The organism is Streptomyces spinosisporus, from assembly GCF_022698145.1.
Lineage (GTDB): Bacteria > Actinomycetota > Actinomycetes > Streptomycetales > Streptomycetaceae > Streptomyces > Streptomyces spinosisporus.
Genome location: NZ_JALDAX010000009.1, coordinates 243,754 through 258,807, shown reverse-complemented (window position 1 = coordinate 258,807; position 15,054 = coordinate 243,754). Strand labels below are relative to the sequence as shown.

Annotated in this window: 12 protein-coding genes; 4 read left to right on the top strand and 8 right to left on the bottom strand. The window is 71.5% G+C overall.

All coding sequences use genetic code 11. From position 1 onward, the window contains the following. Positions 1 to 198: 198 nt before the first annotated feature. From MQN93_RS24305 to MQN93_RS24280, 6 genes are all read right to left on the bottom strand, one after another. Positions 199 to 1,407 (bottom strand): MFS transporter, encoded by a 1,209-nt coding sequence (locus MQN93_RS24305; RefSeq protein ID WP_016433638.1) that lies wholly within the window; start codon positions 1,405 to 1,407, stop codon positions 199 to 201. Further along, entirely contained in the window at positions 1,392 to 1,940 is a 549-nt protein-coding gene (locus MQN93_RS24300) for a GNAT family N-acetyltransferase (RefSeq protein WP_016433639.1), read from the bottom strand. Before MQN93_RS24300 ends, MQN93_RS24305 begins: the two co-directional genes overlap by 16 nt. Then, positions 1,937 to 3,142: a type III PLP-dependent enzyme domain-containing protein gene (locus tag MQN93_RS24295; protein ID WP_242711249.1), complete on the bottom strand. Its 1,206-nt coding sequence runs from the start codon at positions 3,140 to 3,142 to the stop codon at positions 1,937 to 1,939. Before MQN93_RS24295 ends, MQN93_RS24300 begins: the two co-directional genes overlap by 4 nt. Then, positions 3,139 to 4,500, bottom strand: coding sequence for a DUF6271 family protein (locus MQN93_RS24290; protein WP_242711248.1), 1,362 nt, complete (start codon positions 4,498 to 4,500; stop codon positions 3,139 to 3,141). Before MQN93_RS24290 ends, MQN93_RS24295 begins: the two co-directional genes overlap by 4 nt. After that, positions 4,497 to 5,528: a phytanoyl-CoA dioxygenase family protein gene (locus MQN93_RS24285; protein ID WP_242711247.1), complete on the bottom strand. Its 1,032-nt coding sequence runs from the start codon at positions 5,526 to 5,528 to the stop codon at positions 4,497 to 4,499. Before MQN93_RS24285 ends, MQN93_RS24290 begins: the two co-directional genes overlap by 4 nt. 202 nt (positions 5,529 to 5,730) lie before the next feature. Beyond that, the gene (locus MQN93_RS24280) at positions 5,731 to 7,221 is read right to left on the bottom strand and encodes a glycoside hydrolase family 3 protein (RefSeq protein WP_242711246.1); all 1,491 of its coding nucleotides are present in this window, start codon (positions 7,219 to 7,221) and stop codon (positions 5,731 to 5,733) included. A 411-nt stretch (positions 7,222 to 7,632) separates the two neighbouring features. On the opposite strand from MQN93_RS24280, the gene MQN93_RS24275 reads away from it, so the two are divergent. Beyond that, a complete protein-coding gene (locus tag MQN93_RS24275) occupies positions 7,633 to 8,397 on the top strand; it encodes a GntR family transcriptional regulator (RefSeq protein WP_016433644.1) in 765 nt (254 codons plus the stop codon). Positions 8,398 to 8,639: 242 nt separating this feature from the next. Further along, complete coding sequence (locus MQN93_RS24270) at positions 8,640 to 9,992, top strand: helix-turn-helix domain-containing protein (protein ID WP_242711245.1); 1,353 nt, start codon at positions 8,640 to 8,642, stop codon at positions 9,990 to 9,992. 81 nt (positions 9,993 to 10,073) lie between these two features. On the opposite strand, the gene MQN93_RS24265 is transcribed toward MQN93_RS24270, so the two are convergent. Both MQN93_RS24265 and MQN93_RS24260 read right to left on the bottom strand, forming a co-directional pair. After that, positions 10,074 to 11,522 (bottom strand): GntP family permease, encoded by a 1,449-nt coding sequence (locus MQN93_RS24265; RefSeq protein WP_242711244.1) that lies wholly within the window; start codon positions 11,520 to 11,522, stop codon positions 10,074 to 10,076. A gap of 96 nt (positions 11,523 to 11,618) precedes the next feature. After that, a complete protein-coding gene (locus MQN93_RS24260) occupies positions 11,619 to 12,608 on the bottom strand; it encodes a Bug family tripartite tricarboxylate transporter substrate binding protein (RefSeq protein WP_242711243.1) in 990 nt (329 codons plus the stop codon). A 139-nt stretch (positions 12,609 to 12,747) separates the two neighbouring features. Here MQN93_RS24260 and MQN93_RS24255 point away from each other — a divergent pair, with 139 nt between their 5' ends. Together MQN93_RS24255 and MQN93_RS24250 are read left to right on the top strand one after the other, a co-directional pair. After that, positions 12,748 to 14,358 (top strand): sensor histidine kinase, encoded by a 1,611-nt coding sequence (locus MQN93_RS24255; RefSeq protein ID WP_278191134.1) that lies wholly within the window; start codon positions 12,748 to 12,750, stop codon positions 14,356 to 14,358. Continuing rightward, positions 14,355 to 15,053 carry a response regulator gene (locus MQN93_RS24250; protein WP_016433647.1) on the top strand — a complete coding sequence of 233 codons (699 nt, stop codon included), beginning with the start codon at positions 14,355 to 14,357 and terminating at the stop codon, positions 15,051 to 15,053. Before MQN93_RS24255 ends, MQN93_RS24250 begins: the two co-directional genes overlap by 4 nt. Position 15,054 lies beyond the last annotated feature (1 nt).

The following is a 15,054-nucleotide window of genomic DNA, read 5'->3' as shown; positions in this document are numbered from 1 at the left end:
GGCAGGGGCGGCGACGAGACGCGCGGCCATTTGCAGAGCGGCAACACGCTGCCCACAACCGCCACCGCCGCCCGCTCGCCCACGCCCGCAGCGACACCGCTCCACGGCCACCCGGTCATCCTCCAGCCTGGTCAGGCAGGGGACAGCTCCGCGCCAGCCGCAACGCCATCGTCCGACCGGGGCCGGCGGCGCGCCCGGTCAGGCCGGGTCGGCAGCGAGCGGTGACGGTTCCTTCGTCGGGGTCCAGCGAAGGCGGGTGGTGCACAGGGAGACGATCACGGCTGAGGCGGCGACGATGCCCATGCCCCAGGACAGGTCGCTGAGGCCGGCGACGAAGCCGATCAGGGCGGGGCCGGCCAGCAGGCCGGTGGTGCCCATGGAGGCGACCAGGGACAGGGCGTCCGGGCCTTCGGCGGCGGCAGCAACGTAGAGGCACGGGGCCACGGCGGCGACGCCGAGTCCCACGCAGGCGAACCCGATGAGCGCGGGCACCACTCCTCCGGCCAGCAGTGCGAGCGCCAGTCCCGTGCCCGCGACGGCGCTGCCGACCCGGACGACCCGGGCGTCGCCCCAGCGGCTGCGCCAGCTGTCGCCGAAGAGGCGCGCGACGACCATCGTGCCGGAGACGACGGCGATGCCCAGCGGAGCGACCTGGGACGACGCGTCGGCGATGTCCTTCAGATACAGCGCCGACCAGTCGTTCATGGCACCTTCGACCACCTCGCCGAACACCATGGCGACGCCGAGCCAGACCATCACCAGCGTGGGCTTCGTCAGCCAGCGCGGACGCCTGCCGCCCTTGCGCTCGCCCTGCTCCGCCGCGGGCTGCTGGTCCTTCGGGTCGTCGGGGAGCAGCCGGAGCCGGGCACCGCCGAGGAGCAGCACGAGCACCACCGAGGCGACGGCGAAGTGCGGCACGAGGTCCGAGGTCAGGGCGTTCATGCCCGAGGACACCAGCGCGGCGAGGAACGACCCGGCGCTGAAGGTGGCGTGCAGCTGGGTCATGGCGGTACGCCCGTGGGCCGCTTCGAGCGCGGCACCCTGCGCGTTCATGGCCACGTTCAGACAGCCGACCGCCACACCGTCGGCACACAGGACCAGCAGGGCCACCGGGTAGTTCGGTGCCGCCGACAGGGCGAAGAGGATCCCCACCAGGCACAGCCCGGAGACCAGGGCGAGCAGCCGCGCGCCCAGGCGTCTCATCAGGTACGCGATGAGGGGGAAGGAGGCCACCGCTCCCACCCCGGTGGCCATCAGCAGCAGTCCCACCTCCCCCGCGTTCAGGTCGAGCCGCGCCTTGAGGGCGGGGATCCGCGAGGCCCAGGTGGCGTACTGGAAACCGAGGAAGCAGAACAGGGCCGCGATCGCCAACTGCGTTCGCCTGAAGTCGTCTAGGACACGGGGCATGGGAAGCGGGCCACCTCTTTCGTAGCGCCGGTACCGCTTCCGGGCACCGCGATGGACATGTACACGGCGTCGTCGCCGTAGCTCTCGGAAAGGCGGATCTCCGGGTGGGCCCGGTAGCCGCGCGACGCCCAGAAGGGCGCCATTCCGCCGACCGCCACGAGCGAGATGTGCTCGTACGCCGGCCGTGCGGTGGCCGTCAGCCGGGCCAGCAGCCTGCTGCCCCATCCCCGGCCGCGCTGGTCCTCCGCGACGACGATGTCGTGGAGGTGGAGGTTGCTCACGTGGTGCACGGGCTCCTCGGTCCGGGCCAGATCCGGGTACTGGAACCGGGGGTAGGGCAGGGCGAGCAGATACCCCGCGACGCGTCCTTCGAGGTCCAGCACGAAGCAGGTGCCGGGCGAGATGCGGCCCTTGGACTCCAGCGCCGCCTGCCCCTCGGACAACGAAAGGCTTGCGTACGCCTCGGCCTCCAGGGCGGCCACGGCCGGCCAGTCGCCGTCGCGCACCGGACGGATGCTCGCGTGAGGGCTCACGTCTCCCGCCCTCCCGTGCCGGCCCCTGCCCGACCGCTCCCGTCGTGCACCACTGTGTGCGCGAGCGGCCCGAAGCCGTTGAAGCCCTGGGTCATATAGCTGGTGGCGTAGGCGCCGGCGGACAGGACCCACACCGGGTCCCCCGAGGCGAGCGACTTCGGCACCGGGCGGTGCGCCCCGTAGGCGTCGTCGCTGTCGCAGGTCGGGCCCGCGACGACGGCGGAGACGTACTCGCCCTCGGTGTGGCCGGGGAAGACGAGCCGGTGGCAGAGCTCGTCCATCTCGTAGAGGCCGTTGAACTTGCCGCAGCTCAGATACAGCCAGTGCGCCCGCTCGCCGTCCGGCTGACGGCGCTCCGTCAGCCGGTACACGTGCGCCCGGATGGCGCCGTGGTCGGCGACCAGGTGCCGTCCCGGCTCCATGACGACGTCGAGGGGCGCGTCGTTGAGTGCCCGCAGGTGCTCGATGCCCTCGCGGAGGACGGCGAACATCTTGTCCAACGGGGGTTCGAGCCGTCGGCCGTGCCGGTCGAGGTAGCCGAGCGCGGGCAGTCCGCCGCCGAGGTTGACGTGGTCGAGCACGATTTTGTGCTCGCGCAGCGCCACCATCGTCTCGGCCAGCTGCTCGACGGCCTGCTGCCAGGCCTCGTACGTCATCTGCTGCGAACCGACGTGCACGGACAGCCCCGCCGGGGTGAGGCCCGCGGCCCTCGCCGCCGTCAGCACGGCGACGGCGTCCTCCCGCGAGCAGCCGAACTTCCGGCTCAGGCCCCACAGCGCGCCCTCCCCGCTGGTGGCGAGGCGGCAGTACACACGCGCTCCGGGGGCGTGCGCGGCGATCGCCGCCACGTCCTGCACGCTGTCCGTGGCGAAGGTGCGCACGCCGAGCCGGTGGGCGTCGGCGATGTTCTCGTCGGACTTCACCGTGTTGCCGTAGTGGATCAGATCGGCGGGCACGCCCAGCCGCAGCGCCTGGGCAATCTCGGCGGGGCTCGCCGCGTCGAAGCCGGCGCCCCGGTCGGCGAGGCAGGTCAGCACCTCGTCGACGGGGCAAGCCTTCATCGCGAACCGGACGGCGACGTCCGGCAGTTCACGCATCAGGTGGTCGTACTGGCCCGCGATCCCCGTGAGGTCGAAGACGATGCAGTCCGACGACGCGGCGGCCAGTGCGGTGGCCAGCCGCGTGTCCAGCTCCGCGCTCACGCGTCCGCACTCCCGAGGCCGGTCTCCCGGGCGGCCCGCACCAGCGTGGGCCAGGCGTCGATCAGCACGGCGAAGTCCTCGGTGTCCGACTCGGCCTCGTCCAGCAGCTGCTCGCGCCGCGCGTCCATCAGCTCGGCGAACTCCGCGTAGCGGCCGCCCAGTTTGCGGTAGGAGGTGCTGACGCGGTCCAGCCGCCAGACGTTGTCGGCCCGGTCGAGCCCGGTGCTCTCCCTGAGGAAGCCGGAGATGGTGTCGCCGCGCAGCTGCTCGTGCTCGTCCAGCAGTGCGGCACCGGCCGAACCCATCCTGTCGTAGACGAAGTTGAGGTAGAGCATGGACAGCAGGAACTTCACGAACCGCATCTGGTACGCCCGGAAACCGGCGTCGGTGCGGCGGTACGGGGTGTAGTAGTTCTCGATGTTGCGGTTGTGGAGCACGCCGGGCAGGGCGGCGTCGTGGACGAGGTGGAAGAGGAAGTAGTCGGTGCCGATGGTGTCGGTGCCGGGCGGCAGCGGTACCCGCTCGTAGACCTCATGGTGGAAGCCGATGTTGCTCATGTCCACCCGCATGGGGTCGACCACCGTCAGCGTCGAGCGGTCGCCGGTGAAGGGCTCCGTTCCGGCGCCCTTGAAGGACTCCTCGACCAGCTGCCGCTTCTGCTCCTCCGACCAGTCGACGGGCCCCCACAGGCTGACGACGTCGTGGTAGACACCGGCGTCGAGCCGCTCGATCTCGGCGATGTCCACGGAGGGTTCACCGATGAAGGACGAGCCGACCATGGACACGGGGCGGTGGGCGTGTGCGGGCGCGAGGAGCGTCTCGGACACCGCGGCGGACGCCTCGGAGGCGGGCCTGCCGAGCGACGCCAGCTCGTGGTGGATCGGGAAGACCTTCTCGCCGTCGAAAACCTGGTAGGTGCAGTCGGAGTCCCTGCGGTGCACGGACCGGCAGCCGAGCGCCGCGGCGATCAGAAAGGCGCGGTTGGTGCAGGCGCCGTAGGAGAGGGCGTCCGGCAGCATGAGGTCGAGCATCCGCTCCGGCGCGGGAAGGCCGGAGTGCCGGATCGTCCTGTCCAGGAAGACACGTTGCTGCTGCTCGTCGAGGTGGTGCACGGTGACGTGCGCGGCGGCGGGCAACTCCGCGACGGCGCGGGCGTGTTCGGCGCGCGTGGCCTCCTCGCTGGAGTCGAGGATCAGCAGGTCCACCTCGACTTGGAAGGTGCGGGCCGCGTACGCCGCCTCCTCTCCGATCTCGGCGATGGCGGCGGAACAGGCCCTGTTCGTGGGGAGGGTGAGGCAGATCCGGTCGGTGCTGGTACGGCCGGCACTGGTCCGGTCGCTGCTGGTCTGTCGGTTCACTTCGCGCTCTCTTGTCCGGTCCAGGAGTCGAGCCCCAGCAGCTTCCTGCCGAGGTCGTTGAGCGTGGCGGGGCCGTACCGGAGCGATTCGGGCCGCTCGGCGTCCCCCAGCAGCGTTCCGTTCCAGTCCGGCGTGCTGAGCGTGCGCCACGACTCCACGCGGGAGGTGCGCAGTGCCTCGTGCTCCTCCAGCGCGGGCATCATCGACAGGTACTGCACCGCCCGGACACCCTGGTCGGAGAGGTTGGGCGCGACGCCATGGGCCAGCAGGCCGTTGAAGATCAGCAGATCACCGGCCTGCAGATCGGGGCGCACCACGGGGAACTCCGCGCGGTCGACCCCGGGCCTGATGGGGTCGCGGTCGGCGGGCTGCCCGATCCGCCACTCGTCGAACTGCCGGAACAATTCGGGGGAGCACTGGAATCCGCCGAGTTCGGGCTGGGTGTCGTTGAGGGCCACGATGCCCTGCACCCGCTGCGGCAGCACACCGAGGGTGGTGTCGACGTCCCAGTGCAGCTCGATGTCGAAGCCCTTGTCGGTGGGTTCGATCAGTGAGCGCGAACGGCTGCCCCGGTTGGGCGGGTTGAGGTTCAGCCGGTCGAGCGTGACCCACAGCTCGTCGCAGTCCCACACGTCGGCGAAGGCGTCGTAGACCCGCTGGGTCTGCCGGTTGTCCCAGATGAGCTGGTGGTGGTACGCCTCGACGAAGCCGTAGACATGCAGGTCGCGGTCCAGGTCGGAGCGGAACTCACGCTCCTGGTACCAGGTTTCGGGCCGGTCCGGGTCGAGTCCCTGGAACTCCCAGGCGAATTCGAGCAGGCTCTTCGCCGCGCCCGGCGAGATGGCGTTGCGCACCACCACATAGCCGTACGTCTTCCAGAAGGCGAAGTCGTCCTCCGACAGCACACGGAGCGGCTGTGACTTCTCGATGTCTCGCAGTTGCGTCTGTGCGAGGTAGGTCTCGCCGTCGGCACTGAAATACGGGCGTTGTGTCTGCGCCCTGTACAGGTAGCGGGGAGGCGTCGGCATGCATCACTCCAAGGTCCGAGTCCTCAGCGGCCGAGTGGAACCCCAGATCTCCTTCGGTCGAAAGATCTCCATCGGTCGAACTGAGGTTCCCTCAAAGTGGACTGGACCAATTCGCGATGTCAACCGAAACCTGCCGAAGTTGCCGCCAACTGCCTGTCAGTTGCCGGTTGTTGAGCAGGCAACCGAATGGCCGGCCGAGACGTCAGCCGGTGACGATCGCCTCCGCGGCCGCCACACCGCAGACCCGGGCCGCTCCGTGCGTGGCGATGTGCACGGCGCCACGCGGCGAGGACTGCGGCACGCCCATCTCGACCACGACGGTGTTCGGGCGGGCGGCCAGCAGCACATCCAGGGCCGACCGCATCCAGGCATGCCGGTGCTCGTCACGCACCACCGCGACGACGCGCCGGCCGGCCGAGGCCCGCAGCGCCGCCTCGCCCGCGCCTGCACCGGTGAAGATGCCGGTCTCGGTGCCCGGCAGCAGACGTTCGAGCTCGGCACCGACGCCCCAGGGGGTCTCCTCCCCGACGGCGATATTGGCGGTCGGGCTGAACGTCGCGACGTACACGGGCTGTTGGACCGCTGTGGCAGTCCCGGTCCGGGTGACGGCCAGGGCGCGGCGGGCCGCGATCAGCCCGATCTCCGGTTCCGGGGCCGTTCCGGCCTGTGCGTCCCCTCCGCTCTCGGCGGTCCACCGCGCCAGTTCCCGTACGCGTGCTGCGGCATCGGCGAGCCGCTCCTCCGGCAGCTCCCCGGAGCGTACGGCGGCCACGAGCGCGTCCCGCAGTCTGAGCACCGTGCCCTCGTCGCACAGCCCGCCGCCCACGCAGATGGCGTCGGCGCCGGCCGCGATCGCCAGCACGACGCCGTGCTCCAGGCCGTAGGCCTCCGCGACGGCGCGCATCTCCATGGCGTCGGTGACGATCAGCCCGTCGAAGCCGAGTTCACCGCGCAGCAGGTCGGTCAGGACACGGCGGGAGAGCGTCCCGGGGCGGTCGGGGTCCAGTGCGGGGACGAGGATGTGCGCGCTCATGATGGCGCGGGTACCAGCCTCGACGGCCGCGCGGAACGGGGGCAACTCGCGCGTGAGCAGCGTGTGTTCGTCCACGTCGATGCGCGGTACGGCGTGATGGGAGTCGACGTTGGTGTCGCCGTGGCCGGGGAAGTGCTTGGTGCACGCCGCGACGCCGCCTGACTGCAGTCCCTCGACGTAGGCGGCCGTGTGCCGGGCGACGAGTTCGGGGTCCGCGCCGAAGGACCGTACGCCGATCACCGGGTTGTCGGGGTTGGCGTTGACGTCGGCGGAGGGCGCCCAGTCGAAGTTGACGCCGCATTCGGCGAGCCGGCGGGCCAGTTGGCGCGCGACCCTGCGGGTGAGATCGGGGTCGTCGACGGCGCCCAGCGCGTGGTTGCCGGGGAACGAGGAGCCGGTGCGGACGTCGAGGCGGGTGACGTCACCGCTCTCCTCGTCGATGGCGATCAGCAGGTCGTCCCGTTCCGCCCGCAACTGCGCGGTCAGCTCCCGGACCTGTCCGTGCGAGACGACGTTGCGGCCGAACAGGGCGACGGAGGCGAGCCCTTCACCGACCCGGCGGCGCACCCAGTCGGGCACGGTCGTGCCGTCGAACCCCGGCTGCAGCACCGCGAAGGCATCTTTGGTGAGGGTGTCGTCGAGGGTGGCGGAAACTGTCATCGCAGGGGTCATCCCTTCACAGGGCCGTCGGCCGGGCCGCTCACGGGCTGTGCGGTGCCGCTCGCGGTGTTTGCTTTGTGGAAAGGCGAGTTGGGACAGGACGGGTGGTGCGGACGGCGGCGGCCGCGCCGTCGGGGCCTGCGATCGCCGCCGAGCGCGGTGCGCGACGGGACGCCGGCGCCGCCGCCCCGCGTGTCGCCTCCGCGGACTGCGCCGAATGGTGTAGACCTGCACGGAGCTTGGCCTAGACTTTTCGGAGCGTCAAGACGGCCCAGAAAGCCGCGTCGACGACTCCGCGAGGACCACCGGGCCATCTCCCAGCCGGAGCAGCAGCCCCCGTAGTTGGACTAGACCATAGGCGAGTCCGGGGGCTATAACGAGACACCTGCGAGAGCGCCCGGAAGGCAGGTCATGACCACCGACGTCAGCAGCGCCCAGTACGACACCGGGGCTCCCGGTCAGATCGCCCGCGTGCCGAAGTACTACCTCGTCAAGCAGCAGGTGCTCGACATCGCCCAGGCACTGCAGCCGGGAGCGCGCATGCCCGCCGAGCGATTACTGGCGGTGCGGCTCGACACGTCGCGCACCACCGTCCGGCAGGCGCTGCAGGAACTCGTGGGCGAGGGCCGACTGGACCGCATCCAGGGGAAGGGCACCTTCATTGCGCGGCCGAAGCTCTACCGCACGCTCCAACTCACCTCCCACACCGAGGACATGCAGGCACAGGGCCTCGAACCCGCCTCGCGTGTCCTGGCCGTCGACCACATCGAGGCGGACGAGAAACTGTCGTGCCTGCTCGACATCGATGTCGGCGACAGCGTGCTGCGCATCGAGCGGCTGCGGCTCGCGAGCGGCGAGCCCATGGCGATCGAGACGACGCACCTGTCCGCACGGCGCTTCCCCGGCCTGCGCGAGTCGCTGGGCAGACACAGATCCCTCTACTCGGTCCTCGCCGACGCCTACGACGTACATCTCTCGGAGGCCGTCGAGGGCATCGAGACGTCGCTCGCGACCCCGTACGAGGCCGCACTGCTCGCGACGGAGGCAGGGGTTCCGGTGATGCTGCTGACCCGCCACTCCTACGACGCCGAGGGCAGCCCGGTGGAGTGGGTGCGCTCCGTGTACCGGGGCTCCCGCTACAAGTTCGTGGTGACGCTGATGCCCACGGCGGACTGACTCCCCGCCCGTTCAGCACCGTTCGTTCCCTTGCACTGTTCGTTCGCTTTTCGCGCCCCCCACGCTCTCGGCGCCCGTGCACACGGCGTTCCGATGATCACGCGACCGGACCGCAGCCCTCCCCACCTTTCCCCTCACCTCGCCGACACTGGGAAAGCCGTGACACAACAGGGTGTTCTCACCAGCCGATTGCAAGCCGACAGCACAGTGGCCACCGGCCCGGAAGCAGGGATAGGCCTCCCGTGACCCATACATCGTCGACTGCGACGCTCGCGGAGGCACTGGTCACCGCGCGCGAGGCGGCCTGCCTCACCCAGGAGGACCTCGCGGAGCGGTCCGGCGTGAGCGTGCGGGCCATCCGCAATCTGGAGACAGGTCACACCGCGCGCCCCCGCAAGCAGTCGCTGGTCCTGATCGCCAGGGCGCTCGGGCTGCCGCCCGGCGAGGTGGGGCGGCTGATGCGCAGATCCCATCCCGAGGGCCGGCGGGAGCCGGCCGCGCCGGCCCCGGCGGAACTGCCCGCGGCCCCGCGCCACCGCCTCGCCGGCCGGCAGGCGCACATCGACGCGTTGCGGGCCCATCTGTCGGCGACCGACCGGAACGACCTCGGCACACCTGCGGTCGTCGTAGGACCGCCCGGGGCCGGCAAGACCGCGCTGGTCCTCGAAGCGGCGCGCGGGGTGCGCGAACGCTTCCCGGACGGGCAGGTCTTCGTCGACGCACACCCTGGGGCGGCCGCGGAGCCGTTCACGCCCGACGAGCTGGTCCGCCGCGTGCTGCGCTCCCTGGGGGCCGCGCAGGTCGCGGACCATCCGGAGGAGGCGGGTGCGCAGGTGCGGGACGCGCTCAGCAGGAGGCGCGTCCTCGTCGTGCTCGACAACGTCGACAACGAGGGGCAGGTACGGCCGCTGCTGGTGGACGGCGCCCGCAGCGCCGTCCTGGTGGCCGCACGCCGTGAACTGCCCGCGCTCACCGCCCAGTTCCGCAGGCCGGTCGACGTCCTCACCGAGTGGGACGCCTTCCAGGTCCTGGAGGATCTCCTCGGTCCGGCACGCACGCGCGCGGAACGCACCTCCGCGGTGAGCATCCTGCGCTCCTGCGCACGGCTGCCGCTCGCCCTGCACATCGCCGGGCTGTGGCTCGCGGCGCGCCCGCACCGCTCGCTGCACGACCTGGCCGACCGTCTGGCGTACGAGCAGGACCGTCTGCGGTTCCTGCACATCGGTGATCTGTCGCTCCAGGCGAGCGTGGCGGCCTACTACCGCTGTCTGCCCGCCCCGGTCAGGACCGCGTTACGACGGCTCAAGACGGTGAGCGGCGACTTCGGCGTCGACGACGTGGTGACGCACGTGACGTCGTCGAGAGGACTCGCGGCAGATCTCCTCGACGAGCTCGTGGACCGCCAGATGGTCCACGTCGTCCACTCCGCCGACCCCGGCACCGACGGACAGACGCGCTACCGCATCCACGAGGCGGTACGTCAGTACGTGGCATACTGCCCGCCCGACTCCTGGCACATCCACGGGACGCCAGGCCGGGTCTGGCTCCCCCAACAGGCCGGCGGGCCTCGGGTCGTGCGGCGGGGGCTGGCGTGAGGGGGCGGGAGTTCGCGCCGGTAGCGGGGCTCGCGTGGAGACGGCGCTGCCCCGCTTCCAGGGGCGGCCCGGCCCGGGCCGTCAGGCGAGCACCGACAGCAGGAGCGCCATCACCAGCCCGAGCACGCTGACCAGTGTCTGCACGACGGTCTGGGTCTTCGTGGCCTGTGCGAGGTCCATCCCGAACGACTCCTTCACCAGCCAGAACCCGGCGTGGTTGACGTAGTTGAGACCGAGGGAGCCGGCGCCGATCGCCACCACGAGCAGGGACGCCTCCAAGCCTCCCCCCGTCCCGATCAGCGGAGCGACGATCCCGGTGGCGGAGACGATGCCGACGGTCGCCGAACCCGTGGTCAGGGAGAGCAGCAGGGCGATCAGCCAGCCCAGCAGGATCACATTGAGGTGTGCGCCCTTCGCGGCGGAGGCGATGGCGTCGCCGATGCCGGAGTCCTGAAGGACCTGCTTGAACGCTCCTCCTCCCCCGATGATGAGCAGGATCGCGGCGACCGACTTGAGGCTGTCCGTCAGCGAGGTGCGGGTCTCCTCGCCCGAGCGTGACGTGCCGACGAGGGTCACGCCGAGGGCGAAGAGGAAACCCGCGAGCATCGCCACGAGGGGCTCGCCGACGAAGGTGAGTGCGGCCCGCAGCCCGCTGGACTCGTCGAGCAGGGTCTCTGCCAGCGTGCGCAGCAGCATCAGCGCGACGGGGATCAGCACGGACGCCACGGCCAGGCCGACGGAGACGCCGGTACGGGGCGGTGCGTCGGTGCGCACCTGTGCTCCCGGCCCGTCCGGACGGACCCTCTCCACCCGGCCTACGGTGCCGTTGCCGCCGCCGGTGCCCGTGAACTGGGCCATCAGCGAGGCGTCCGGGCGGACGTCGGGCAGCCGCGGCGCGATCCACCGGGCGTAGACGGGGCCCGCCAGGATGACGGTCGGTATCGCACAGACCAGCCCGACGGCGAGGGTGAGGCCAAGGTCGGCGTGGAGTCCGGTCAGCGCGGTCAGCGGTCCCGGGTGGGGCGGCAGCATGCCGTGCAGCGTGGAGAGCGCGGCGATCGCGGGCACGCCGAGCAGCACGTACGGAGAGCCCTTGGTGCCGCCCTGTGCCTCCAGTCTGCGGGCGACGCCGAAGATCAGCGGCAGCAGGACGATCAGGCCGACCTCGAAGAACATCGGCACACCGATGACGAACGCGGCGGCCGTGACCAGCCACGGCAGCCGTCGGGTGCCGGAGCGGTCGACGAGCGCCCGGGCGATGGCGTCGGTGGCCCCCGAGTCGGACAGCAGCCGGCCCAGCATCGCGCCCAGGGCGAGGGTGAGACCCACGTCGCCGAGGGTGCCGCCGGCGCCCTCCTCGATCGACTCGGTCAGTTTGGCGACCGGTTCGCCGGCCGCCAGGCCGGTGCCGACGGTGACGACGATCAGCGCGACGAACGGGTGGACGCGCAGCCGGGAGTTGATCAGGTAGATGAGCGCCGCGATGGCCACGGTGAGGATGAGCAGCAGCCACCAGGTGTGCGCGGTCATACGGGTGCCTTTCGCAGGAGCGGACGGGGACGGTCACGGACAGATGGGCAGGGTGGGGCGCGGGACCGGTGTCTGCGGTCCCGCGGGGTGGGGCTGTCAGTTCAGGCCGAGTTCGGCCACCAGCCCGGCGACGGCCCGGTCCTGCCGGGCCAGGAAGGCCTTGAAGGTGTCGCCGGTGGCGAAGGCGTCGGTCCAGCCGTGCCGGGTGAGCTCGGCCTTCCACTGCCGGGACCCGTGCAGCGTGGTCAGCGCGTCGATCCAGCGCCGCCGGGCCGCGGCGCCGATGCCGGGTGGGGCGACGATCCCGCGCCAGTTGTCGAAGACCAGCGGGATGCCCGAGGCCTTGAGGGTGGGCACGCCGTGCAGCGCCGCCACGGGTCGTTCGCTGGTGACCGCCAGCACCCGCAGCTGTCCGGCGTCGATCTGGTCGAGGAACTCGCCGAAGCCGCTGGTGGCGAAGTCGACCTTGCCGTCCAGCAGGGCGGGCAGCAGATCACCGCCGCCGCCGTCGTAGGCGACGTAGTGGACCTTCCTCGGGTCGATGCCGATGGTCCGGGCCAGCTCCATGGGCAGCAGGTGGTCCGGTCCGCCGGGTGAGGAGCCGCCACCGACGCGCAACCCCGCCGGGTCCTTCCTCCACGCGCCGATCAGGTCGCCGATGGTGCGGTACGGCGAGTCCTTGCGGACGACGATCGCCCCGGGTTCGTCGATCAGACGGGCGATGGGCGTGGTCTGCTCGACGGTGGCCGTCCCGTGGCTGACGTGCGTGGCGCCGACGACGCCGAGGCCCATCTGGAGCGCGAGGTCCTTGTTGCCCCACTCGTCGACGATGCGCTGCAGCCCCACCGTGCCTCCCGCGCCGGGCAGGTTGAAGACCTGCACGTCCGAGGCGGTCGAGGTCTCCTCCAGGACCCGGGCCACGGTCCGGGCGGTGGTGTCGTATCCGCCGCCCGCCGTGTTGGGCACCATGATGCGCAGTCCGTCGAGGGGCCGGTCCCCGGCGCCGGGCCGCACGTCGCAGGCGCCGGCGGTGAGCATCAGCAGCGCGCCGAGGATGCCGGACAAGGCGCGGGATCGACCGCTCATGACACCCTCTCTTTCGTTTCGTGTGCAAAGGACGCCATGATTGTGCGGCCCGGCCGGACCGGTCGCCCAGGTTGTGTCAGCAGTAGAGATTGAGTTCGTTGTGGTCACCACGTTCCGCCGTCACACCCTCGCGGGGCAGATGCTGGTGCTCCAGCTGGCCATCGTCGTGGTGGTCCTGCTGGCGGTCGCCGCGGTCTCCCTCGCCCAGTCCGAAGCCACCTTCAACCGGGTCGAGGGCCGCCGGGTGAGCGCACTCGCCGAACAGCTCGCCGCCCATCCCCTGGTGCGCAGCCGGCTGGTGCGGCCCGCCCCCGAGGAGGCGCTGGCCCCGCTGGTGCACTCCACCCTGGTGCAGTCCTCGGTCACGTCCGTGACGGTGGCCGGCGCCGACGGCCGGGTCGTCAGCTCGACCAACCCCACGGTGGTGGGCGACCGGCTGCCGCTGGGCCGGGGCGTCGCCGCGGGCCGCGGCTGGTCCGGCTCGCTGACCTGGGACGGCAGCCACGAGCTGGTCGCGCAGGTACCGGTCCTCGGGACGACGAAGCGCGCCATCGGCCGCAGGCTGGGCACGGTCATGATCGGTGAGGCGTCCCCGACGGTGTGGCAGCGGCTGTCCGGGGCGTCCTCGTATCTGCTCGCCTACCTCGGCATCGCCAGCGCACTCGGCGTCGTGGGCTCCTGGCTGCTCGCCCGGCGCGTCAAGCGGCAGACCCTCGGCCTGGAGCCCCGCGAGATCACCGGTCTCGCCGAACACCGCGAGGCGATGCTGTACGGCATCGCCGAGGGCGTCGTCGCCCTGGATCCGCAGGACCGCGTCACCCTGGTCAACGACATGGGCCGGCGACTGCTGGACCTGCCGGCGGACTGTGTCGGCCGCGACCTGGCCGACCTGGGCATCGAGGGGCGGCTGCGCGACGTCCTGACCGGGGCGCGGGGGGACGGGAAGGCGGCGCACGACGTGGTCGTCGTCCGCCATGGGACCGTACTCGTCCTGAACCGTATGACCGTCACCAAGGACGGTCGGCTGCTCGGTTCCGTCACGACTTTGCGCGACCGCACCGAACTGGCCCGTCTGGAGCGCGAGATCGGCTCCTTCCGCAGCACCTCCGAGCTGCTGCGCGCGCAGGCGCACGAGTTCGCCAACCAGCTGCACACCATCTCCGGGCTGATCCAGATCGGTGAGCAGGAGGAAGTGGTCGGCTACATCAGGGCGCTGAACCAGCGCCGCAACTCCCTGGACCTGACCGTCGGCCGCCGCGTGCACGACACGGCCGTCGCCGCCCTGCTGATGGCGAAGGCGTCCCAGGCGGCCGAGCGGAAGGTCACCCTGCACGTCTCGGACGACACCTCGCTCGGGCGGCTCGCCCACGAGGACGCGGCCGACGTGGCGACCGTGATCGGCAACCTCGTCGACAACGCCATCGACGCCGCTGTCGCGGGCGAGCCCGTCGGCGACGGTGCCTGGGTGGAGGTCGAGCTGCGGCAGGACACCGCCGGCGTGGAGATCGTCGTACGCGACTCGGGGCCCGGCGTCGCCCCGGAGCTCGCCCACGAGGTCTTCGTGCACGGCTTCACCACCAAGGCGGCCGAGGAGGGCGGACGAGGCATCGGACTCGCGCTCACCCGGCTCGTCTGCGAGCGCCGCGGCGGAGAGATCACGGTGACCAACACCAGCGAGGGCGCGAAGTTCACCGCCCGCATGTCCGTGAGCCGGTCCGCCGAGGCGGCGGCGGAAGGAGCGCACCGATGACCGACCCCGCCGGCCCCGGCTCCATCGACGTACTGGTCGTGGACGACGACTTCATGGTGGCCCGGGTGCACCGGACCTTCGTCGACCGCGTCGAGCCCTTCCGCGTCGTGGGCACCGCCAACACCGGCGAGCGGGCGATCGAAGCGGTCGACGAGCTGCGCCCCGACCTCGTCCTGCTCGATCTGTATCTGCCGGACCTCTTCGGTCTGGACGTCATCCCCCGGCTGCGCAGCGGCGGACACGACTGCGACGTCATGGTCATCAGCGCCGCCCGTGAGGCCGACGCGGTGCGCCGCGCCGTGCGCCACGGCGTGGTCGACTACCTCCTCAAGCCCTTCGACTTCGAGGATCTCAAGCCCCGTCTGGAGCGCTACGCCACCCAGCGCGGCCGTCTGCTCTCGACGGTCGTCCGCGGTCAGGCGGACGTCGACCGGGTTCTCGCCGGAGCCTTCTCCCCCGCCCCGGGCGGAATCCTGCCCAAGGGGCTGAGCGTGGAGACCGCCGGGCTGATCGAGCGCGCCCTGCGCGATGCGGAGGGCACCCTGTCGGCGGCCGAGTGCGCGGCCGCCACCGGCATCTCCCGCGTCAGCGCCCGCCGCTATCTGGAGCACTTCCACGTCACCGGAGACGCCGACGTCTCCCTGCGCTACGGCACGGCGGGCCGCCCGGAGCGCCGCTACACCTGGCGGGCGTAGT